Genomic DNA, 21,328 nt, shown 5'->3' with positions numbered 1-21,328 from the left:
TCCGTGTTAACACGGACATCGATGTAACCAGTCGCGCGGTCAGGAATCATATTGACCGCTTCGCCGCCTTCAATAATGCCGACGGAAACGGAAACGCCGTTTGCATGATCGGACAAGGCGTTCAGCTTAATGATTTTATGGGCTAATTCCTCAATTGCGCTGATGCCTTCTTCCGGTGCGCCTCCGGAATGAGATGCACGTCCCTGGACATGCATCTCGTAATGACCTCCTCCGCGGCGGGATGAAACGAGGGAACCGTCTTTTCGGGCGGGCTCCATGACAAGTGCGTAATCGACTGGACGCGCAGTTTCTTCAATCAATTCACAAGATGTCGGTGAACCGATTTCTTCATCGCTGTTTAAGAGGACAATAACGTTGCGAAGGGCAGCCGGGTCGTGTTCAGCCAAATACTTCATGGCGAATAATAGCGTTACTTGGCTGCCTTTCATATCCGCAACTCCCGGTCCATAAGCACGGCCGTCTTCCCTCCGGAAAGGGCGCTTCGCAGCTGTTCCTTTCGCGAACACTGTATCCATGTGACCGAGCAGAAGGATTTTCGGCTCAGTTGCATCCGGCTGGCGGAACAGCAGATGATTGCCGTTCTTCTCGTTTTCAATCTTTTCCACCACAAACCCTATCGCTTCGTAATGCCCCTTCAAAATATCCCCGACACGGTCAATTCCCTCTTTATCTGTAGAGCCGCTGTCCGTATTGACAAGCTGCTCGAGCAATTCGATCATTTCTCCATGCCGCTGCTTCATCCATTCCATTGGTTCTGCCCCCTTATGTTTTAGCTGTGAAAAAACCATCTCGAGCAGTTATTAGGATCTTTTTTATAGGTTTCAATAAAATCTCTGCTGCTTCATTTAGAATTTTCAAATTTTTAGCACGAATAAATCGTACCATAGAACAGAATATTGAAATACATAAATTTTCCATTCCTCAAAAAAATTCATATTAATTAAAAGTGATTTCGATAATCGTTCTTGAAATTATTTTTAAACCCCCTAAAAGCCGCATACCCTAAAAAAGGTATACGGCTCTTTGAGAAGAGATTTTCCATTTCAGTCTCTGAATATGATATTCCAGGCATTTTGAACCTTGTCGAGCAGGGCAATGACGTCATGATGTACCTTGTCGGCATCGTTATGAAATTCGCTCCGTACGGCACTTTCGGTTTGATCGCCACTGCAGTCGGTGCCATGACCATCCTTCGAGCCAGGCAATGCCTTTTCATGCACAAACAGCGAAACTATAGTGGTGCACCAAAATTTCGTATAATTGCTTCTTGCAGGAACGCGACTTTATTTATTTCTATGAATTCCGATAATCTGTTGCATTAACTCGATCCATTCTTCTCTTTTAAAATCATAATAGTCCAACTCTGTCGGATAAGAAGTTAAAGTTCCGCCCTACATCAAATTAACCGACACCTCGTAATCCCTCGTGCCTCCACAATCGCATGAAAGCGATTCGGCGCATCTTCCGTCAACTGTTCCACAAAACCCTGCTCCAAATAATCTTTGCTTCGTTTATAAAATTTTGTCGGCACGGTTGTTTTCAGGTTGTTTAAGTTCATGAGAATTCCCCCTGGGTTGATCATAACCTTTGGGGGTGAATGGGGAGTTCTTTTGGAAGCTGTTACAGCCACAACTATTCAATCCCGGATGGAAAGTCTAAAATTTATACTTCAAAAAAAAAGAACCTTGAAAGTATCAAGGTTCTTTTTACAATTATATATTAAGCATGTAATTTATATCGCTTTGCCTTACCATACATACCGTTCTCGGCTGTTACGTCATTCAGCTCTGCAATAATGACCTTAGGACTGGAAGGACCAAATACTGTTGAAATATAACTGACTTTAAATGTATAAGTAGCTTTTAAACGGAAGTTTCGATATTCAGGCGAATCTTCTGTAGTCGTCCAATAAAAAACATTGCCATCTCTATCAACTAAAGCGACTACTCGATGTTCATCGTTTTTAAAACACGATAAAAACTCAAGATCCCTTGTATATTTCTTTCCTCTTTCAAATCCGTTCACTTCTTTGATCGCAAGCACCATCGAAATACACCTCATTCCATAGTGGTATGCTTTTAATATAACAGAACCTGTGTTCGATTACCAGTAAAAAGATTAAAAAAGTTTGAATATTTAGTTAATGTATGGCCGAAGTGGTATTTAAGCATAGTTCATATACTTTTTCGCACATTAAAACCAGCTCCCGCACAAGCAACGTTTAATTTACAAAGCCCGATCCAGTGTGGAAGATTCCAGCTGGATCGGGCATTTTAGGTTTCAAGGATAATATAATTCGTAAATTTCTTTAGTTTTTCTTCCCAGGGAACGATACATTTTACAAACAATATATAATGATAAATAAGCAGCATGCTAAAACGCTTTGCTTTGGTTTGCATCACTCTAACCATATGAATCCCTTTTTCCATATTATTTTCAATACTCTTCCTGTTGAACCCTCGAGTGGATGCCTTCTATGAAAATGTCAATGACGATGGGGATACTCTTGTCGAGATCGACAGGCATCTGGAAACCGCCCGTTCTTATTAATGAAGCAAAACCATGCAAAATACTTCGCAAGCCCCTCACTATATGAATCGCCATTTCATCTTCCAAATGATAACTGTGAAGAACCTGCATCACCAATTTCACAACTTCTTCCTGCACATGCTGCAATTTCTCATCCGAATGATCCGGAATACGGTTCGTCGCCTCGTAAAGGCCGGGATGAATTCTGGCAAAATCTATATATGCACGTGAAAGCCCATGAATTGCTTCATCGCCTTTACTCCCTATTGCGGCTGGCAGCAGATGGGCATAAAGCTGTTCTGTACCGTAGATGGCCAATTGCTGTTTCAACCCTTCCAACCCCTGAAAGTGGTTGTATAAGGAGGGAGATTTAATATTCAGTTCCTGAGCCAGCATATTCAGTGACAGCTGATCAAGTCCGTTCCGGTCCACAAGCTCCGTTGCTTTTTCAAGAATTATTCCCATATCCAATCTGGTTCTGCTGCCCATATTTTCCACTTCCCAATTCACTATTTTAGTTGCCGCTTCGCTTCCTCGATAGCCCTGTCCATTTGCTGACCTGGATTCTCCAGCATCTTTCCGTGTCCCACTGCCAATAAAGCCGGGTTTAGGGCTCTTAGTTTCAGGACGCTTCTTAAAGCTTCCTCTTTATTCCATGTTGCAATTGCCGGAAACGGAAAAAGAGGCTTCAGCACTCCTGAAACAGCTATGCCCCCTCGGGTCTGTAAAGCATCGCCTGCCACCAGAAAACCATTCCGCACATCAAGAAGGCTGATTGAGCCTGGTGTATGTCCGGGCGTGGCAATCACTTCCAACGAACCGATCCGATCACCTTCCGCCAGTAAAATATCAGGTACTGTCCGGATCCCTTTCGGCACTCCACCGCGTATTGGGCTGTCCGATTCAGTGGCGAGCACAGTCTTATCACCGGCCAACAGACGTGAATCTCTTGCCGAAATGGAAACACGCAAATCGGGAAGTTCTTCCTTCAATGCATCCAATGAACCCACGTGGTCGCTGTGCGCATGCGTCAGAATCACGTCGGTGATCGGTTTCCCTATTTTACTCGCAACTGAAAGTATTTTTTTGGTGCAATAAGGCATAGCGGCATCTATCAAAGTTAAGCCGCTGTCTTCCTCTACCAGATAACAGTTGACCGGAAATAACCGTGGCATAAAAGAAATCTGATGCAAAGTTCTTTTGCTGACCAATTTCATTCTGAAACGTCCTCCTTCGCCCCATAACTAATATAATTAGTATTTTAACTAATTATATTAGTTAAAGCAAATATTAATTTTGAATGACAGCATATGCTGCGGTTCATGCTCAGAAAATTGGTGAATTCCTCCCAAGTTTAGCTTGGCATATTCTAAAACGCCTCTGCCCTAATCGCCTGAAGCGGGTTTTCGATTCAAAAAACCATTGAAGAAAATAAAATATAAAACTTTTTTTAACCGAAAGATACTTAAGATAAAGAGCGGAAACTGCGATAAAATGAAGAAGATATAGAATAGAAGAAAAAACATCCGCTTCCCGGATTTCATTATTCGGAAGCGGATGTTTTTTGTATTCAATTGACATGAATCTAAAAGGTTTTCCTTCGCTGCAGGTTTTATTTCCTCTTCGTTATTGAAATATCCCTCAGCATGACAAACGATAAGGCATACAGGATGAGCCCCAGCAATAGCACCTGATAGAAAAACAGGATATTGATGTCTGCGAACAGTTCAATAATACCGGCTATTAGCCATCCTTGCGCAACGCCTGCCAGGACGACGGCCGCTGCAAGACCGATTAAAATACCGCCGCCAAGCTGCCCATATTTGTAGAACACCAAACCAGTCAGGAACAGGATTGTCATCAGGAGGAACATCACAGAGAGATCAGTAACGAACCGGTCCACCCATGTACCGCCAAGGAAGTTCGCCAAATGAATGAACTGCATTGATTCCACTCTTGTTCCATCGATCAAGACCGTAACAAGCGACTGGATCGTATTGGCTGCAAATGAAAAGAAAGCAGAGAGACCGAGAAAGAACAATCCGGCCGCAATATAATAATTCCTGCGTGTCGCGCCTATTTTCAATGCGAACGGCACAATTTCTTTCACCGCCATAAATCCGAGAACTCCGCAGTAAAAGTAGATGGCGAACGGAAAGCCGAAGAAGAAGCTGCCGTCTGCAGGGCTGATTACATAGTAACAGAACAAGAGGAACACCAGCAGGATGCTCAGCAGGATCGACCAAAACACAAGAATTGAATACCGGAATTCCATGGCGAACAAGTACAGCATGCCTTTCACCTGATTACTCATTTCAATACACCTTCCCTGCTTTCAGTCATATATACCATGAGATCCTGAATCGGAATCCCTTTCGCGCTCAGCCCTGCCTGCTCCGCCTCTTCAGAACTGCCGTTCACATAGGCGGTCATCAGCCCGCCGAATTGCTGTTTGTTCCACACTTTCTTATTTTTGATGAAAGCTTCCACCTGATCCGTTTTCCCTGACACTGCGCTCGTCATGCCGCGCAGCAGTTCCGAATCTTCCTGGAGGATGAGGCGGCCTTCCTGCAGAATCAGCACTTCCTCGAACAGAAGGCTGACTTCATCTATCAAATGCGTTGAGAAGATAAACGTCCGCTTCTCTATCTCATATTCTTCCAGCAGCAGCTGATAAAAACGTTTACGCGCAGCGGCATCCAAGCCGATATACGGTTCATCGAACACGGTAATCGGTGCGCGGCTCGCCAGTCCGAGCGTGATGCCAAGCGCCGATTCCATTCCTTTTGAAAACGTTTTGATGCGCGCATTCCGGTCAAGGCCGAATTCATCGAGCAGTGTCTCCGCCAATTCCTGCGACCACGTCGGATAAAAATAGCTGTACAGCTTCAGCATGTTCTTCACTTTCAGCTCTTTCCGGGCATTATCGCTGTCTTTGATCAGGCAAATCGACTGGCGCAGTTCCTGGTCGTTGAATGCACTTCTCCCGTTAATGAGCACTTCTCCTTCCGAAGGCTGCAGATTCCCTGACAGGATGTCCATAAATGTCGTTTTCCCTGCACCGTTGCGCCCGAGCAATCCGTAAATTTTCTGTTCGCCGAGTGTGAATGATAATCCTTTCAGCGCCTGCTTCCCCTTATACGACTTCGACAAATTCTTCACTTCAATTTTCATTTGTCTGTACCTCCCCGTATAGCATCTCCATCAGCTCGTCTTCCCGGATCCCAAGCTTAGCTGCTTCCTTTTTCAGCGGCTCCACAAAACTCTCCCGAAACGTCTGCTTCCGCTTTTCCACCAGAATCCCTTTCGCACCTTCCGTCACGAACATCCCGACACCTCTTTTCTTGAATAGAATCCCTTCCGCAACCAGTTCGTTGATCCCTTTTCCTGCAGTCGCCGGATTGATCTGATAAAACGCCGCAAATTCATTCGTCGACGGCACCCGCTCATTCGCGCCAAGCGAACCTACCAAAATGGAATCTTCAAGCTGCTCTTTGATCTGAAGGAAAATCGGCTTGCTGCTGTCAAGTATAGTCATTTATATTCCTCCAAGCTCATTGGTTCATTACTTATGTAACTAACTATAGAACACACCAAGTTTAATGTCAACAATAATCTGAAAACTTTAAATAAAAAAAGACAACCAATAATTATTTTTTTCAAGAACCTGATAATTCATGGCCGTTAAGCTATCGGAATAAAATAAAAAACTCGCGTCCAATGAACACAAAATTCATTGGACGCAAGTTTAATCAGCAGGATAGAGCTTCGCTTCCCAGGGAGCGCACAATTTATGACAATTCCTCTTTTGGCATAAACATTGATACACCATCTTATGAAACTATGTATTTAAGGAATGGATTATCTTTTTTATGGAATGATAGTAAATAGTTAAAATTGTTTAGAATTGTTTCTTTCCCTGGGATGCGATTTTAACCCGGGTTGATTATAACCTTTGGGAGCGGAGGTGTATAAGGAGTTCTTTCGAGGGACAAGGCAGTTTTGAGTGCATTAAACACACTTCTGCTAATGCTGGCCGGTTTATTCCCAGCAGTTCCCAAATGTTCCCTGTGTCAGACAAAATCATGAATATTTAACTGTCTCGATAGTTATGCTGAGTCCAGTACATTAAATCGTTGCCTTTCTTCAGCTTTAAATTTCTTATATACCATTGTCGTGAATAGACTGAATTCTCTTGGACACAGGGACGCGATTTTGAAACCCATATCCCAAAAGATTTCTGACACTTTGTGATATAATTAAAGCACTAAGTAAAGGGGTGGTAATCATGAATTTAAATTCAAATTCAAATTCAGAACGTCAAAAGAGAGTTCGTTTTGCAGTTGGAATGGCTGCTATTGATGGTGGAAAACCAACTGCCTTTACTCAAAATTTGTTAAAGCAATATGAGAACGGGGAAGTTTCAGAAAGACAATTAAAGAAAGCCATCTTGGATAAATACACAAAGGTGTCTCAATAGTTAAATGGATCCTTACGTGTATCCAAAATCCAATCTATTAAAAAACAAACTTGGAATTAAAGATGAGCAGGAATTAATTACTGTTGAAGCTCAACTAGTGATTGCCGGAATTGTGGACATACAATCCATTGGACAGCAGATTGATTTTAATGATATCAATAGTATAAAAACAATCCACCACTACCTTTTTCAGGATCTTTATGATTGGGCAGGAGAATTTCGCACTATAAATATCTTTAAGAGCGAACAAGTTTTAAACGGTTTATCAATTACTTACAGCGACAAGGATAATATAGAAACTGACTTGACTGAAATTTTCAAGTGGGTAAATGAAATGGACTGGGCTCTGCCAAGAAATCATTTAGTCAGCAATTTCAAAAAGCTTATGACCGATCTCTGGCGGGTACATCCTTTTCGAGAAGGAAATACCCGTACAGTTTCAATTTTCATGAAATTGTTTGCGGATAATAAGTACATTGAATTTGACGAACAATTACTTTCTCAGAATGCAGGATATCTAAGAAATGCTTTAGTCCTGGCTGCTGTCGAAGAAGCTCCAGAGCCTCAATACCTGAAACGGATTATTACCGATGCTCTCGGCCTTACCATACTGCACCCCACTGATCTCAGTGGCTCGTTTTCCGAAAGATATCAAACAATTAAAGACTACGATGTATCCAACTATGAAGAAAAGCCATTTACTGCAGATCCCGATATAAATAAAACTGATGAATAATTTTAAATTAAACCGCCCGATACACCCGCCATTAAACGGACCGGCAACACACAATTCCCTTAAATAGTAGTTAAAGTAAGCCCCCGAGTGTTCAGTCCAAGGCCGGATTATTTTTTTGTGTTCAATAATCCTGCTGCAGCTATCTGGGTTTTAAACTTTGCTTCTTAAGAAACGACAATATACAACTTCGTATGTACTAATAAGAAAGCCGTACCCGTAACCATTGAGGCTACGGATACGGCCTTTTTCTTCATGTATTTGCAGTTACTAAACAGAGTTCTCTTTAACACAGAGACATAATCTTAACCATAAAAAATAAGCTTCGACAACCTTTCAATAAGGATGCCGAAACTTATTTCCAATTAGGCTTCCGGCTCCTAAAATAAGCCGCCGAGCCCTCCGCCGATTTTAGATTTCGCTAAATCCTTCAATTCGTTCTTTTCATTTTCGTCAATCTTGCCATCGTCATGTGCCTGCTTGACTTGAGTGATGATTTCTTTCGCTTCTCCCTTGTCGGCATTGCTGATTTTTTCTTTTAATGCGTCAAAAGTTTGGCCCATCAGAAAAATCCCTCCTCAGATTATCTATTGTAAAGAGTATACCCTTCGTAAAAATGAACAAATGGGATTCATCAAAGCAGAGTTTTAAAATCAGCCAAAAGCAAGTATCAAATAGTCTCTTTCTATTTTCTGTTTATTCACCTGCTGCAGTAATCCTATAAATCGTACCGCCATCAGTGGCTGCAATAAGCGCGCCATCCTCTGTTACAAGAATATCACGGAAACGTTCGGCTTTATCAGTCAATAGACGTTCTTCTCCAACGATGGTGTCACCTTCAATAACGACACGTGCAATATAGCTCGACGCTAAACCACCGATGAACAGGTTGTTCTCCCATTCAGGAATTGCGTTGTTGTCATAGAATGAACTGCCACTTGGCGCACTTGTTGGATCCCAGTAATATCTTGGTTCAATAAAGCCTTGCGCTTCGTGTTCTGAAACACCACCATTGATTAATTCACCAGAGTATTCGATACCATATGAAACAATTGGCCATCCATAGTTATTGCCTGGTTCGACTATATTCAGTTCATCCCCAGCTTGTGGACCGAATTCAATAATCCATAAGTCACCTGTTTCAGGATGGAAGTCAATACCTTGAATATTACGGTGACCATAGCTGTAAATACCATCCAGTGCTTCTTCATCTTCGATAAATGGATTCGTATCCACTGCTTCCCCGTCTTGTGTAATGTGAATGACTTTGCCTAAGTAAGCATCCAAGTCCTGTGCACGTTCGCGAATTGGATCATCTGAACGTTCACCAGTTGTCAAGAACAGGTTGCCATCCTCATCAAAGATAATACGTCCACCATAGTGTAAGTCACCCTCATAAGCTGGTAATGCCTGGAAGATTACTTCAAAACCTTCAAGTGAGGTTTCATCTTCTGATAAAACACCTTTACCTAGAGCAGTTACAGTACCACCTTCAACATCTTGAGAAAACGTTAAAAATACCATTCTTGATTCGTCAAAATCAGGTGCAATGGCTACATCAAATAAGCCACCCTGGCCTTCGCTGTTTACTTCCGGTGTACCTTCGATTGGTTCTGAAACAGAATAATCTTCAAGGTTTACAATAAGAAGTTCTGCTGTATCTCTTTGCGTAACAAGCAAGCGGTTTGGTTCAAACTCTTCCATACCCCAGGACACCTCAAGACCGTCAACAATAACTTCCTCATTAAGTTCTGTTTCAGTCACTACTGCCGGTGCTCTTGTTTGTTCTGGAAATGCCGGTTCAAACTCAGTAACTTTTTCTCCAGTTTCTGCAGGTTCTCCACCTGCACTTTCCTCAGCGCCTTCGTCGGCAGGTTCTTCTGTTTCGGCACCTTCGTCAGCAGGTTCTTCTGTTGTAGTACCGGAATCATCCGGTGATTCTTCGTTTGAAGCATCATCATTGCCTCCACATGCTGCCAAAGCCAATACAAAGATCAGCATTGTAAAGAACAGTAATCTTGACCACGGAATTTTCGTCATCGATTTTCCTCCCCTTTTCTAAAATATTTAACTGAATATACATTAAAGTGCATTCCCCAAAACCCAGTATCAAAACGTGGTTGAGCCTTTCATATCCCACCTAAAAAAATGAAACTACTTTTTAAAAATTTTATCACAATTATCTGAAAAATAACATTAATCTTACTTTATTCCATGACATTTACTAAATTCTTGTAATAATATCTTATTAAAAGACAGTAACTGGAGTTGTCGCCTTTTATGATGTATTAAGGCTGTCTTTGTCTTGCCCCCCTGCAAGGAGTAAGGCTTCGCCGTAGTTACTGCACATGGATCCTTTTACCATCTCATAAAACGTAAAAACATCGTCCACCATGATTACTTATGTGAAGGTTTAGAACTCCATAAAAAAGAGCCTTGCTCGCACAAGGCTCCTGAACTATTTTTTGAAAGAATTGATTACATCTTTAAATCTGAGACGGTTTCCATAATTCAATGCCCCGAATTTATAGATGTGAATGGATAACGCGGCAAACAACGCTACTGTTATCACCATTATCGCGCTTGATAGTAAAAGAGATGCGATTGGCACGCTTGTCAGCATATAACGGATCGGCATCGTAAATAACGAGATGAACGGGATAAACGATGTGACTTTTACAATGGTATTATCAGGCACATTCGTTGCAAACGTTGCAGCGAAATAAGCCAGGATAAACAGGAATGTTATCGGTGTAACGGCAGAGTTCACATCTTCCACCTTTGAAACCAGACTTCCTAAAGCCGCATAGATAAACAGGTATAGGATGTAACCCATTACTGAAAATAGAATATAAACCAGAACCACATCCATTGTCATGGTTCCTTGAAGCATATCAATCAGAAACTCCGGATAGTTCCCTTTATTCAGCATAAATCCAATCACAGCAAATAGAATGATTGACGCGACCTGTAAAATACCGGTCAATCCGACTGCCCCTACTTTTCCTAATATCAATATTCGCGGATTACTGGATGTGATGAGCAGTTCCATCGTACGCGAGTCTTTTTCCCTCGCTACCGATGTTGCTACATTTGATCCATACAAGAGAATGAGCAAATACATCGTGATCAGGACACCAAAGGCAATGGCTGTTCCAGATCCGGCATCTTTCCCCAGGTACACAGTTTCCTGTTCAATGGGTTGACCCATAATTTCGCGGACCTGCTGACTGTCAATGCCGTTTTCATCAAACAACCGATCTTCATTGAGTGTTTTTAATTGTGCCTCAAAAGACATTTGTTCCGCTGAGAAATTTGAGCTGTCATAGGTGATATAGGTATAGCGATTATAATCCTCCACGACAAATCCGGAAGCAACTTCCTCATTCTGAACTGCATCCCTCAATTCCTCTTCTGTGGCATAGGTTTCTTCCCCTAACACCGGACTCAAGGATTCCCTTAGTTCATCATTTTCGTATACCAGCGTAAATTCTTCCGGGGCTTCACCATTTTCATTCAGCTCTTCTTCTGCTCCTTCCCCGCCAAACCAAATCATGAAAGTAGGGATTGTGGTAAGCAGCAGCGTAATGATGCACATGATGGCCGTTGTCACGAGAAGACTTTTCTTTTGGATCATTCCAAGCAATTCGAAATTAAAAACGGTTTTAAGCTTCGACATTTTTATCACCTGTTTTCTCGATGAATATTTCCTGGAGACTCGGTAAGTAATCCATAAACATCGTAAGTTCGATTCCTCGGCTGAATAAGCCTTCAATGAATGATTTTTTCGTTTCAGTTGGAGGGAGCGTTAAAATAACGTCTTCTCTTTCAATTGTATAATCGTATGCTGCTAAAAAATCCAGGTTTTGCTGTTCAGCAAATCTCAAACGAAGCTTGCCTTCGCCCATTTGTTTTCTGATTGCATTCAAATCTCCATCCAGTACGATCTTCCCGTCATTTATAATGGCGATATCGTCGCAAAAAGATTCGATATACCCCATCTGGTGGGAAGAAAAGATAATGATCCGGTCTTCTCTTATGTAATTCAATAAAGAATCCTGAAAGATTTTCGAATTGACAGGATCCAGCCCTGAAAAAGGTTCATCCAAAATCAAAATATCCGGTTCACAAATAAAAGCTTGTGCAATTTGAACTTTTTGCTGGTTTCCTTTTGACAGCGTCTCAAGCTTTTGGTCCAGATAAATGTCAATGCCAAACTCTTCGGCCCACTTCTTCATGGAATGCTGAGCTTCTTTTTTGGTGGCACCCCGCAGTTCAGCAAAATAAACCAATTGATCTTTCACTTTAAATTTCCCATACATCCCGCGTTCTTCAGGCAAATATCCAATTCGATGGTCAGTCGGTTTAAATTCTTTTCCATCCATCGTAATCGATCCACTGTCGCCTTTGAATACATCCATCAAAATTCGCATGGATGTTGTTTTTCCCGCGCCATTTCTCCCCAGGTAACCAAAAATCTGTCCTGAATTGATCGTTAAACTAATCCCTTTTAATACATGTTTGTTATTAAATGATTTGTTTAAATCTTTGATGACTAAATCCATTTTGACACCTCCATAATTTGAATAAGTGCAGATTTTTAAAGTTTTTCTTTTCTAAGTCCCAAAATACATCTTAACATAGAAAATTCCCATTAAATTGTTAATTTTTAAAATTAAAAATTTATATTAAAAAAATATTTAACTCCACTTCCCAGGGAACCATACAATTCCCAAACAATTCATATGGATGAATAAAATGAAAAAGCCACAACCGGAGTACAGATGCAGCCGGTGCGGCTATGTATGGAGCAGATATTATAGTGTCTTGCCACAATCATCTGGAATTTTTTCTTTCCAGGGTCGTAATCTTTTATTACTCCTAATCAAAATTGCTTTCTACCTTCTTCTGACCCACTTCTGAAACCTGCGCAGCAGCGGCAGTTTCAGCTGCTCAACTTTCACATCGCGCGCACGGATCACCGTCTCGGTCATAGGGGAGTCGAACAATGTATGAAGCTCAAAGCCATCTGCCGTTTTATATATTTCATCATACAGCCACCATGCACCTTTGAAATCAGCCGGAATATCCGAATAGGTGACTCCTTCAAAAGTGAAACGGACATCGGTAAAATAATGGAAGCCCCCACTGCAGTCGAGCCTCAGGACAAGCTGATCTTCAGACGGTCTTTCAATAGAAACGACGACCGCATCGTGCAGCCCATTCTCCACGAACTCGACTGCTGCTGGCGGAAGCTCCGCTTTGATTGAATCTAAATGCAGCTCATACTGGTCACTCAGTTCTTCCATACGCCGCTGGTAATCCCGCTCCCAGCGATTGACGAGCATGCGCAGTTCCGGTGTCGGGTATTCTGTCACCAGCGTGCCATCGTGTATATACGGATAAAATGATTCCGGCAAGAAGCGCAGCAAACTTTCCCGCATATCATCCAGATTGCGCAAATTGAGTTCCCGCAAGTCCTTTCCTTCCTTGCTGTAATATTCCAATTCCTCTTCCCAGTCCTCTTCCGACTCCGGCAATACGAGAAAACCGGAAACCTGCATTTCATCATACCAATCCTTCGTGAAGTACTTCATCCATTGAACCTCCTGACTTGTAATCGCAAAATGCAAATCACTTCTCCATACTTTTCTCAATGAATCCTCTCAGCCGCTCCTGATATTCCTGAGTGGCCACTGTATAGGCTTTAACATGTCCGGCATCCGGAACTGTCCAAAACATTTTGTCGCCGCCCGCCGCTTCGTACAATTCCTCTCCCATCGAGGTAGGAACGAGTTCATCCGCCTCTCCATGGATGATAAACAAAGGATGCGTATTTTTTTCGGCTTGCTCGAGCGCAGAAGCTTCATAGAAGTTGAAACCCGCTCGCAGTTTTGTAACACCGCTAGTGATTGGAATAAGCGGAAACGCCGGCAGATTGTAGATGGACCGGAGCTGATAAGACAAAATATCCGCACCCGACGTATAAGGGCTGTCAGCAATAATTCCTTTCACTTCCGGTGGAAGCTCCTCGCCACTTGTCATCAATACGGTCGCTGCGCCCATCGAAATGCCGTGAAGAAAAATATCGCTGCTGTTTTCCTCATCAATGAGCAGCCCGGTCCACTGCCTTATATCCAGCCGTTCATGCCAGCCGAAACCGATATAATCCCCTTCGCTCCCTCCGTGGCCACGAGCATCGGGAATTAAAACATCAAAACCCTGATCATAATAAAAACGGACAAAGTCGCCCATATCTTCCCGGTTTCCCCGGAAGCCGTGTGCAAGGATTACAGATTTCCCTTCGGAATCTTCATTCTTTAAAAAATCTCCTTCCAACGTAAGATCGTCATATGTATGGATCGAGACCTTTTCAAATTCCTGTTCCTTATACCATTGGGCCGCTTCCTCGATAATCTGTTCATTATCCGGGTTGATAGTCACCGGAATTTCTTCTTCACTATGAAGTTCGACTTCATTCCCCCGCTGCACCGCTTCACCGTAAAAAAAATCTCCGGCAAAGGCCAAAGCGATAATGATAAATGCCAGCAAACTGATTGCCACTTTAGAAAACTTACTCATAAAATAATCTTCCCCTTTTAAAATCAATCATTTCGCTTCCAAGAATGCGCCGCATTTCCCAATCGAATCTGCGGGTAAATAAACAAAAATACCACACTCTAAATGTTATTGCAAAGAGTGTGGCAACATTCTCCTAAGGGAACGGCGGGCCGAACAGTTCCAGCGCATGATCGACAACAGCCGCACCCTGGCAGAGGCAGGCGTCCGCAACGACCCGGACGGCCGCTCACGGCTGAATGTGAATATTTTCACCGGTGATTTCATCGTCACTGATTTCGGCGATACACCAGCGATGGGCAATATCCAGCATGCTTCGCTGCCGACGATGCTTGACCGCTGGCTGGAACGGCCATTAGCCAAAACGATCGACTGCCACTGCCCAGCGGCAAAATGTCTCGGTCCGAATTTGTTGGTGAAAGAAACTTATTGCCCGGAAACCGATTTCACCGTTCAAAAATCAAAAATTACCGTATAAATTAAATGCCCGATCCAGTGTGGAAGATTCCAGCTGGGTCAGGCTTTTTTGAATCGTCGCGGCTCATGGAGCGGCAAAATTTATATTGATGAATAAAAAGGAAAAACACTTTTGAAATGTTGACACGACAAGTGTAGCAATGAATGGAGTATAAACTGTAGTGTATTGTCAAAATCCTTTAGAATTTTTTCTTTCCCTGAGATGCAATATCACTTATTCGTGTAATCCGCCAGATTATCGATCCGGGTAGTCGCATCACACTCGATGCACTCCAGGAAATCATCCGTAAGCAACGCTTCGATCAGCTCGGAGCTGCCGCCAATCAATGAAAAATTCAGGTCAATATCCGTATAAAGACACCATGACTTATCTGCCGGCCACCAATAGGGCGGGGTTCCACACAGGTGGTCGCGCTTTGCCAGCTCTTCGACTTCTGCCAATTCACCGTGATAAAGTTCATCGATATAATTAGCCGACTTCAAAAGGCCATACAGGAAATAGCAGTCCCCTTCTCCGCTAAACCGCTGCAGTACTCCAACCAGCGCTTTCAGTGTATCCGGCTCGATTTCCCCTTCTTCGCCTGAAATGATATAGCGGGGAGATCCGCCCAGTTTATTCATCAATGACGCCGGTGACAACTCTTTCGAAAATTTAAGATCATACTTTTCAGCAAGCTCCTTTAATCTTAGCCTCTCACCAAGCTGAATTTCACTTGATTGTTCCGGAGTACAATCCCTCCACAAAAGACGTTCATCTTTAATCTGTGGATCCCGGAACAATGGATGGATAATTTTGCAATAATGGCCAAAGCGTTTTGGCAGGAAGTTTTCCACCCGGCTTCCCTGCCGTTCATCAGTCAGGAAATAGACGGTCTCGTCCCGAATCCACTTGTACTCTTCCAAGCTGTCCAACTTATCCATCTGCTCACTCCTTTTCAGTCAGCTGCCGCAGTATGTAATTAGTATTGTTCCGAACTCATTAAATATGAACGGTTTTACTTTTGTACGCTCTTATAAATTTATCACTGAACTCTCTCGTATTAAGCGGGCTCTTTCTATTCTCGGGAACAGTCTTGATTTGAAACTTGAACTCATCATTCAATTTCTTTACTTCTCCATAAACAGTTTGAACAGCGATTTTTTTCACCTGATAACTTGTATAACTCAATCTGCGGCAATGGATTTTTGTCACGGTATTGATAGAAGCGATATACTCCATTTTCTGATGTGACGTTCACAATGCTTAAAAGTTTTTTCATTTTTCCCACTCCTTTTAAATCCTACTATATACGAAGTTGAAATTTTATGTAAGTAAGCGCAGATTGTGATGAGTTGTTGTGTTTGAGTGTTGTGTTTAAGCTATATATCAATAAAAGCTCTCCAATTTACTGGAAAGCTCTGTTTTATCTCTTATTCATGAACATCCGTTATCTCTCTTATCAATTCAATCCATTCTTCTCTCTTGAAATCATATAGCGCCAGCTCCGTCTTTCTCAGGACCAAGTGGATGCTGTCGAACTTTTCATCCGACCGGAACCGCCACCAGCTTTTCACATTAGATGTCTTGGTGCCTGGCTCGTAATAATCCAAGGTGGCTTCAGGATTAATGACTTCCTCCACCCTTTCAACGTCTAAAAGATCATGCGGGAAATCAATATAGACCCCCAGCGCCGCTTTATGAGGCGTAATGAACCCAATTTTGTGTGATGGTTCCGCGTCACTCCAGGGAACCGGTTTATGGCTGACTATCAGCAGCCGATCGCCCTCATCCGGTTCAATCCTGCAATTCGGAAGACTGCGAAACACTTCGAGCACTTCGTTCAATTTTTGTTCTACGGTTTTGTTCACGTTGCTGTCACGTCCTTTTCAATTCATTTTCCTTCCATGAAAGTTGCAATTCCTTCTTGGCAAGATAATATGCTCTCTATAAAAAGATTTATTGTGTCACTACCTGATATTCTATCACGTCTCTCTAATTGCCCCGTGTTTCATTTTCTTACTTTTTACTTTTGCTTCTTGGGGATGACGTACTCCCCAAACAATTTACACGAAGGAATAAAAAGAAAAGCCCCAACCGCCATGTTGTTGCAGACGGTGTGGCTATGGCTAGAGAATAGATTGTAGTGTATTGTCAAAAACGTTTAGAGTTGTTTCTATTCAAGGACATAATTTTCAAGGTTTTGTTATAAATTATAGTCCCATACTCTCTTTCTATTTTGTATTAAACTCTTCTTCCGATAGAATTCCTGCGTCCATAAGGTCTTTCAATTTCTTATGCGTTTCAATCTGCTCATCAAAGGACTTTGTCTTCTTCGGCTCTACATTAGTGCCTAATCCTTAAGCAGTATTCATTCTACTTTATGAACTTAGTTCTTTTTCTTTTTCAAAGATATTATTTTATTCATCTTTTTCACCCCAAGAAAAACGAATCTAAATCAGCATCATTCCTCAAAATTTTTGAGTTACTTACCCCTAATTCCACGGCTAATTTCACAGAGGCCGAAGCTAGAACTGCTGAATTTGTTTGAACGTCAAATGCTGCTTCGATAAGAGTATCGTAACGGTTGTATGTTGCATTTATTTTTGAAATGATATCTTGATAAGCTTGATCTACTTTTGCAAGAAGCGAATCTGTGTATCCATCTAAGACTTTCTTGAGCTCTTGTTCCCTACCCTCAATTTTATCTTTTGCAAATCCCCATACAAAATTTGCTGTTACTGTTCCAATAATTGCTCCCAATACCGGGACTGGTATCAACATCTGTCCAATTGCTCCACCAGTAGCTGCTATGCCTGCTTCTATACAGAGAATCTGGCCTGCTGTTACAAATTCGTCCATAGAAATTTGATCTTCTCTTAAATCCGCGCTTAGAGATGCTAATCCCATGGCGGCACTTGCTACAGCACCGGCAAACGGGGCCGATAGAGATGTCAGGTTTGTTAAAGCATAAATGCTTCCAGCAGTTACCCCGCCCTTTAACCCCGCTTTAGCAGAACTTAAACCGATCTCCTTCCAATCATCTTCATTGAAATCCTGGATCTTTTTCCCTTCTTTAACTTTGCTATATATCACAGTTATCGTATTTAAAGAAGCGGCAATTGCTGCAGCGCTACCTGCAATTTTAACTCCTTCACCAACAGATGGAGCTTTTTTAATTTCAAGTATTTTTGTTTTTCTTTTTGCATCTTCAAGAATTTCATCTTGAATTTTCTGGTTTTCCTCTACAATTTCATTTTGATAATTTGAAACTGTTTTTCCCACTTCACCAAGCTGTACTTCATCATAGTTTGATATTGATGATTTAACAAGATCTTGGTAACTTCTACCCGTTCTATTCTCTAACTCCTCTACTTTTTGAAGGAGATTCCGAATATATTTATCACTTAAATAGCTAGGTGGGTTGCCAGCTTTTATTGCTTCGATAACTTTATACTGATCCTTTGGAATTAAATAATTCATTGTGTCATCTTCGTACTTATTGAAATGTTTGAGTATGTGTTGGAGCGCATTATTTGTACCATTAATAAATTTTGACTGATATTTAATACCTTCTATCATGAAGTCTTCAGGAGCAGTCCGACCCACCCCATCAAAAGTAGCAACTGGACTTCGCCCATATAATGCTTCCCTTGCATTTCTCACATGTACTTCTAAGTGCTCTGCTACTTCACCATGTTTAGTTTGCTCTGATCCAAGAATATGTTGTGGATTCGATAAAAACCCACGCACTTTCATCACATGTCCTAAGGCATTTTCAAAGTATTGATTTTGAAGGTTTTGCCAATTTATTTTCTCCTTTATCACCTGACTCAACTGCTTGTTTATAAAATCTTCTTTCCACTGATTAAACCCACCAACACCGGCCGCATTAAATTGATCTTTCCAGACATTTGTAGACATCTACTTCGCAACTTCCTTCTTAAACAACGCTGAAAGACTTTCAGTATTGTTCAACAATGCTCTTAGTAGCTCTTTTTCTTCCTGCGAAAATTCTGTATAAGATTTCACTCTCTTTGTATTGCTTACAAAAGTAATTAAGCTTTGTTCAATATTTGTAGACAATGTTTCAGTGGAAGCATTTAACTTTATTATTTCTGCGGTCGTTGCATCCAAAACTTTTGATGCCTTGATAACTTCTACACGTTCTTTATCAGCTTTAATAGCAACCTCTTTATTTTTTTTATTGGCCAAAAACCCACCCGCTGTTAGGCTGGCAGCACCGATTCCCCAACCGATAGGACCAGCTAATGCTAATAAAACACTGCCTTTTGCAATACCGCCACCACCCGCTAAAAGAGTACCTCCACCTAACCAAGCCAACGCAGCATTAGTAGCTGCTGCTCCTGATAAAGTAGAAATAGCCGTTCCCGTCGAAGCAACTCCAAAAGTGGTAGCAAGTGCCATAGCTGCTGTTGGCGCAATTGCAGCAGTAGCGACTCCTGCCGCTACTCCGATTGCAGTACCTCCTCCTGCCAATCTAATCATTTCTTTTTCGTCATATGAAATTTCAGTGAGCGCTTTAAAACTTGACAAGTTTATTTCAACTTTTTCAATTGTTTTCTCAAATTCCTTTGGAGTGTTTGCTAATGTGTTAATATATTCTTCAATTTTGTTTATGACATCAACCCCATAAGAACGGGTGTTATGGAGACTAATTGCTTTAGTTTGTAATTTTTTAGTGGATTTTTCGTAACTGGTTATTGAGTTTTCCAATTTTTTAATTGCTTCTTTTTTCATTGAACTATTTAACATAATATTTCTCTCCTTTGGTGGTCATATTTATATTGGATTTGTTAAAGCTCTATTTTAATAGACTGGCACTTATAATCAGTTTTCTAATTAAGTGAATAGTACCACAAGAGGATACCTAAATATAGATATTTTTCCTTTTTAATACAGTTAAATATGAACTACAAAATAGTGTTATTAGGGAATCGTACTTCAAATGCTTGAGTAAACTAAAAGGCAACTCTAGGGAACTTAAGTTCCTTCAGGGCGGCCTTTAAACTAGGATCGAATTTGATTATAGGATAAAAGTGTATTGTCTTTTGTAATGCAAAATATATGTCTTTTTCCTGATTACGGCAAATAGTTGCATTTTAGTCAATAAAGTGGAATATTTTCTGCCCATGTTAAAAAACGTGTCAGTGTATGACGAAATAACTCGTCGGGCGTCTAGAGGAGTAGCATACTGATCCCTAACTCATTTCATTCCAAAAACCAAACAATCCCCTCCATCAATCCACCCTCCAGCGGTAGATGGGGATTGCTATAATCAGCCTCATTCTCGCTTTCATCCGCTACAGTCTTCAAGACATGATTCATATCCTTAATAATAAGCAGTTCTGACTCCGGATGCGCCGCATTTAAACTTTCCTCATCAGATACCGTTACCTGCGAATCGGCTGTGCTCCCGATAATCAGGACCGGAATCTCAAGTGCCGCCACTTCTTCCTGCGGATTGAACGCCAGCCAGGAAATCATGTAGGGCTGGACCGACGGACGGAAAACACTTTGATATTCTGGGCTGACCGTTGCCACCTGCTCGCCTTCCTTCAATTGGCCGATGATTTGCTGGGCTTCATTCATGAGATATTCCGGAAGCTGCTCCATCAGCACTTCATCAATGGAGAGTCCTGCTCCCGCTATGGAGATAAACAAAGCGGCTGAAGCGCGCTCTGCTGCCGCCATGCTAATCAGCGAACCTTTGCTGTGCCTGATAATCCCGACTTCCATAAATGCGTCATCCGATTTCAAAAGCCCCACCGAGGCAGCCGCATCATTGATATAGCGGGATTTAGTTTTCAACAGTCCCTATATTCTCCCTGTGTCGCAAACATATATATATTTATCTACTCAGGTAAAAATACGAAAGCCGTATCTATTTACCCTTGAGGTCTGTAAATACGTCAATTTCTTCACGCAATTATAGTTAATAACCTGAAATGGGGTCGACATATGGAGGCGACTTTCCGTTCCAGTAAATATTTTCAGTATACCGGGACAAGAAAGTAGAAAAAACCCAAATGGGATCACTTTTTTAAGTGTCTACCATTTGGGGTTCAGTTCAAAAATTCAAGAATTGAATCTCTTATTTAGCAAAATTAAAGAAAAAGAAAAGTATTAGTAAATAAGCCATATTTATTAATTAACTTTTTTGTTAGTATTTAGAAGTAAGTTAATATTTTAGGGGGTAAGTATGGATATTTTATTTGTTCTAATAGGGTTTGGTGCTGTCAATGTGGGCTTTTGGTGGCTAGTAATTAGTTTTTTCCGAAAAAAGCCGAAGAAAACACCCTCGTTGATTCTTACTGGCGGTGTGATTTGTATTTTTGTTGCAATCATCATAACCGAACCAGTTGATTCGATTGAAGAAGCAGGGGTTATCGAGGAAGAAGTTACAGCCGCCGAACCAACTGAGGAAGAGATTAGAGCTGCTGAGGAAGAAAAGAAGGAAGAAGAAAAATTGGCCGCAGAGAAAGAAAAAGCCGATAAAGAAGCTGCTGAA

Annotated in this window: 24 protein-coding genes and 2 pseudogenes; 5 read left to right on the top strand and 21 right to left on the bottom strand. The window is 41.6% G+C overall.

Going from position 1 to position 21,328, the window contains the following annotated elements; translation table 11 throughout:
• Positions 1-770: M20 family metallopeptidase (locus tag KW93_RS09925; protein ID WP_033542849.1), on the bottom strand; the 770-nt coding region annotated here is incomplete at its 3' end.
• Positions 771-1,088: 318 nt separating this feature from the next.
• Between KW93_RS09925 and KW93_RS17310 the strand changes: the two are divergent.
• Positions 1,089-1,202: pseudogene (locus KW93_RS17310) on the top strand (cation:dicarboxylate symporter family transporter); the annotation flags it as partial.
• A gap of 215 nt (positions 1,203-1,417) precedes the next feature.
• Here the strand turns inward: KW93_RS17310 and KW93_RS17460 are convergent.
• The 7 genes from KW93_RS17460 to KW93_RS09890 form a co-directional block, all read right to left on the bottom strand.
• Positions 1,418-1,579: a hypothetical protein gene (locus KW93_RS17460; protein ID WP_161787036.1), complete on the bottom strand. Its 162-nt coding sequence runs from the start codon at positions 1,577-1,579 to the stop codon at positions 1,418-1,420.
• A gap of 161 nt (positions 1,580-1,740) precedes the next feature.
• Positions 1,741-2,067, bottom strand: coding sequence for a hypothetical protein (locus KW93_RS09915; protein WP_033542847.1), 327 nt, complete (start codon positions 2,065-2,067; stop codon positions 1,741-1,743).
• Between the two features lie 390 nt (positions 2,068-2,457).
• Positions 2,458-3,039 carry a TetR/AcrR family transcriptional regulator gene (locus tag KW93_RS09910; protein WP_033542853.1) on the bottom strand — a complete coding sequence of 194 codons (582 nt, stop codon included), beginning with the start codon at positions 3,037-3,039 and terminating at the stop codon, positions 2,458-2,460.
• A 20-nt stretch (positions 3,040-3,059) separates the two neighbouring features.
• Complete coding sequence (locus tag KW93_RS09905) at positions 3,060-3,767, bottom strand: MBL fold metallo-hydrolase (protein WP_033542846.1); 708 nt, start codon at positions 3,765-3,767, stop codon at positions 3,060-3,062.
• Positions 3,768-4,162: 395 nt separating this feature from the next.
• Positions 4,163-4,864 (bottom strand): hypothetical protein, encoded by a 702-nt coding sequence (locus KW93_RS09900; RefSeq protein ID WP_033542845.1) that lies wholly within the window; start codon positions 4,862-4,864, stop codon positions 4,163-4,165.
• Positions 4,861-5,724 carry an ABC transporter ATP-binding protein gene (locus KW93_RS09895; protein WP_033542844.1) on the bottom strand — a complete coding sequence of 288 codons (864 nt, stop codon included), beginning with the start codon at positions 5,722-5,724 and terminating at the stop codon, positions 4,861-4,863. Before KW93_RS09895 ends, KW93_RS09900 begins: the two co-directional genes overlap by 4 nt.
• Complete coding sequence (locus KW93_RS09890) at positions 5,714-6,088, bottom strand: GntR family transcriptional regulator (RefSeq protein WP_033542843.1); 375 nt, start codon at positions 6,086-6,088, stop codon at positions 5,714-5,716. The genes KW93_RS09895 and KW93_RS09890 overlap by 11 nt, the downstream gene beginning before the upstream one ends.
• A 750-nt stretch (positions 6,089-6,838) precedes the next feature.
• Here KW93_RS09890 and KW93_RS09885 point away from each other — a divergent pair.
• Together KW93_RS09885 and KW93_RS09880 are read left to right on the top strand one after the other, a co-directional pair.
• Positions 6,839-7,030, top strand: coding sequence for an antitoxin VbhA family protein (locus KW93_RS09885; RefSeq protein ID WP_033542842.1), 192 nt, complete (start codon positions 6,839-6,841; stop codon positions 7,028-7,030).
• A 4-nt stretch (positions 7,031-7,034) separates the two neighbouring features.
• Positions 7,035-7,766 carry a Fic/DOC family protein gene (locus KW93_RS09880; protein WP_033542841.1) on the top strand — a complete coding sequence of 244 codons (732 nt, stop codon included), beginning with the start codon at positions 7,035-7,037 and terminating at the stop codon, positions 7,764-7,766.
• Between the two features lie 377 nt (positions 7,767-8,143).
• Here the strand turns inward: KW93_RS09880 and KW93_RS09875 are convergent, their stop codons facing one another.
• From KW93_RS09875 to KW93_RS09850, 6 genes are all read right to left on the bottom strand, one after another.
• Positions 8,144-8,326, bottom strand: a complete 183-nt coding sequence (locus KW93_RS09875; protein ID WP_033542840.1) for a hypothetical protein — start codon at positions 8,324-8,326, stop codon at positions 8,144-8,146.
• 133 nt (positions 8,327-8,459) lie between these two features.
• Positions 8,460-9,803, bottom strand: coding sequence for a PQQ-dependent sugar dehydrogenase (locus KW93_RS09870; RefSeq protein ID WP_033542839.1), 1,344 nt, complete (start codon positions 9,801-9,803; stop codon positions 8,460-8,462).
• A 418-nt stretch (positions 9,804-10,221) separates the two neighbouring features.
• Positions 10,222-11,442, bottom strand: coding sequence for an ABC transporter permease (locus KW93_RS09865; RefSeq protein WP_033542838.1), 1,221 nt, complete (start codon positions 11,440-11,442; stop codon positions 10,222-10,224).
• Positions 11,429-12,328, bottom strand: a complete 900-nt coding sequence (locus KW93_RS09860; RefSeq protein ID WP_033542837.1) for an ABC transporter ATP-binding protein — start codon at positions 12,326-12,328, stop codon at positions 11,429-11,431. The genes KW93_RS09865 and KW93_RS09860 overlap by 14 nt, the downstream gene beginning before the upstream one ends.
• A 333-nt stretch (positions 12,329-12,661) precedes the next feature.
• Entirely contained in the window at positions 12,662-13,360 is a 699-nt protein-coding gene (locus KW93_RS09855) for a DUF4085 family protein (protein WP_052131550.1), read from the bottom strand.
• Between the two features lie 37 nt (positions 13,361-13,397).
• Positions 13,398-14,345: an alpha/beta hydrolase gene (locus KW93_RS09850; protein ID WP_033542851.1), complete on the bottom strand. Its 948-nt coding sequence runs from the start codon at positions 14,343-14,345 to the stop codon at positions 13,398-13,400.
• Positions 14,346-14,496: 151 nt separating this feature from the next.
• Between KW93_RS09850 and KW93_RS09845 the strand changes: the two are divergent.
• Positions 14,497-14,820, top strand: a pseudogene (locus tag KW93_RS09845) (radical SAM/CxCxxxxC motif protein YfkAB); the annotation flags it as partial.
• 209 nt (positions 14,821-15,029) lie between these two features.
• On the opposite strand, the gene KW93_RS09840 reads toward KW93_RS09845, so the two are convergent.
• The 7 genes from KW93_RS09840 to KW93_RS09820 form a co-directional block, all read right to left on the bottom strand.
• A complete protein-coding gene (locus KW93_RS09840; RefSeq protein WP_033542835.1) occupies positions 15,030-15,740 on the bottom strand; it encodes a hypothetical protein in 711 nt (236 codons plus the stop codon).
• A 173-nt stretch (positions 15,741-15,913) separates the two neighbouring features.
• A complete protein-coding gene (locus tag KW93_RS17455) occupies positions 15,914-16,078 on the bottom strand; it encodes a hypothetical protein (protein WP_161787035.1) in 165 nt (54 codons plus the stop codon).
• A gap of 151 nt (positions 16,079-16,229) precedes the next feature.
• On the bottom strand, positions 16,230-16,667 hold the full coding sequence (locus KW93_RS09835; RefSeq protein WP_033542834.1) for a hypothetical protein: 438 nt from the start codon (positions 16,665-16,667) through the stop codon (positions 16,230-16,232).
• A gap of 363 nt (positions 16,668-17,030) precedes the next feature.
• Positions 17,031-17,105, bottom strand: a complete 75-nt coding sequence (locus KW93_RS17980) for an SHOCT domain-containing protein (RefSeq protein WP_152602442.1) — start codon at positions 17,103-17,105, stop codon at positions 17,031-17,033.
• Positions 17,106-17,229: 124 nt separating this feature from the next.
• Complete coding sequence (locus tag KW93_RS09830; protein ID WP_033542833.1) at positions 17,230-18,720, bottom strand: hypothetical protein; 1,491 nt, start codon at positions 18,718-18,720, stop codon at positions 17,230-17,232.
• Positions 18,721-19,572 (bottom strand): hypothetical protein, encoded by an 852-nt coding sequence (locus KW93_RS09825; protein ID WP_033542832.1) that lies wholly within the window; start codon positions 19,570-19,572, stop codon positions 18,721-18,723.
• Positions 19,573-20,028: 456 nt separating this feature from the next.
• On the bottom strand, positions 20,029-20,628 hold the full coding sequence (locus KW93_RS09820) for an alpha/beta hydrolase (protein ID WP_052131549.1): 600 nt from the start codon (positions 20,626-20,628) through the stop codon (positions 20,029-20,031).
• A gap of 391 nt (positions 20,629-21,019) precedes the next feature.
• On the opposite strand from KW93_RS09820, the gene KW93_RS09815 reads away from it, so the two are divergent.
• On the top strand, positions 21,020-21,328 hold a 309-nt coding region (locus KW93_RS09815; RefSeq protein WP_033542831.1), incomplete at its 3' end, for a hypothetical protein.

This window comes from Planococcus sp. CAU13 (assembly GCF_000775575.1).
Taxonomy (GTDB): domain Bacteria; phylum Bacillota; class Bacilli; order Bacillales_A; family Planococcaceae; genus Planococcus.
This window is presented reverse-complemented; position numbering and strand designations above follow the sequence as displayed.

Excerpts from the sequence above, each read along its gene's own strand:
- KW93_RS09865 (WP_033542838.1), bottom strand. The coding sequence starts at position 11,442 with ATGTCGAAGCTTAAAACCGTTTTTAATTTCGAATTGCTTGGAATGATC.
- KW93_RS09880 (WP_033542841.1), top strand. The coding sequence starts at position 7,035 with ATGGATCCTTACGTGTATCCAAAATCCAATCTATTAAAAAACAAACTT.
- KW93_RS09855 (WP_052131550.1), bottom strand. The coding sequence starts at position 13,360 with ATGAAGTACTTCACGAAGGATTGGTATGATGAAATGCAGGTTTCCGGT.
- KW93_RS09830 (WP_033542833.1), bottom strand. The coding sequence starts at position 18,720 with ATGTCTACAAATGTCTGGAAAGATCAATTTAATGCGGCCGGTGTTGGT.
- KW93_RS09890 (WP_033542843.1), bottom strand. The coding sequence starts at position 6,088 with ATGACTATACTTGACAGCAGCAAGCCGATTTTCCTTCAGATCAAAGAG.
- KW93_RS09875 (WP_033542840.1), bottom strand. The coding sequence starts at position 8,326 with ATGGGCCAAACTTTTGACGCATTAAAAGAAAAAATCAGCAATGCCGAC.
- KW93_RS09895 (WP_033542844.1), bottom strand. The coding sequence starts at position 5,724 with ATGAAAATTGAAGTGAAGAATTTGTCGAAGTCGTATAAGGGGAAGCAG.
- KW93_RS09900 (WP_033542845.1), bottom strand. The coding sequence starts at position 4,864 with ATGAGTAATCAGGTGAAAGGCATGCTGTACTTGTTCGCCATGGAATTC.
- KW93_RS17460 (WP_161787036.1), bottom strand. The coding sequence starts at position 1,579 with ATGAACTTAAACAACCTGAAAACAACCGTGCCGACAAAATTTTATAAA.
- KW93_RS09870 (WP_033542839.1), bottom strand. The coding sequence starts at position 9,803 with ATGACGAAAATTCCGTGGTCAAGATTACTGTTCTTTACAATGCTGATC.
- KW93_RS09885 (WP_033542842.1), top strand. The coding sequence starts at position 6,839 with ATGAATTTAAATTCAAATTCAAATTCAGAACGTCAAAAGAGAGTTCGT.
- KW93_RS09850 (WP_033542851.1), bottom strand. The coding sequence starts at position 14,345 with ATGAGTAAGTTTTCTAAAGTGGCAATCAGTTTGCTGGCATTTATCATT.
- KW93_RS09915 (WP_033542847.1), bottom strand. The coding sequence starts at position 2,067 with ATGGTGCTTGCGATCAAAGAAGTGAACGGATTTGAAAGAGGAAAGAAA.
- KW93_RS09825 (WP_033542832.1), bottom strand. The coding sequence starts at position 19,572 with ATGTTAAATAGTTCAATGAAAAAAGAAGCAATTAAAAAATTGGAAAAC.
- KW93_RS09860 (WP_033542837.1), bottom strand. The coding sequence starts at position 12,328 with ATGGATTTAGTCATCAAAGATTTAAACAAATCATTTAATAACAAACAT.
- KW93_RS09840 (WP_033542835.1), bottom strand. The coding sequence starts at position 15,740 with ATGGATAAGTTGGACAGCTTGGAAGAGTACAAGTGGATTCGGGACGAG.
- KW93_RS09910 (WP_033542853.1), bottom strand. The coding sequence starts at position 3,039 with ATGGGCAGCAGAACCAGATTGGATATGGGAATAATTCTTGAAAAAGCA.
- KW93_RS17455 (WP_161787035.1), bottom strand. The coding sequence starts at position 16,078 with ATGAAAAAACTTTTAAGCATTGTGAACGTCACATCAGAAAATGGAGTA.
- KW93_RS09905 (WP_033542846.1), bottom strand. The coding sequence starts at position 3,767 with ATGAAATTGGTCAGCAAAAGAACTTTGCATCAGATTTCTTTTATGCCA.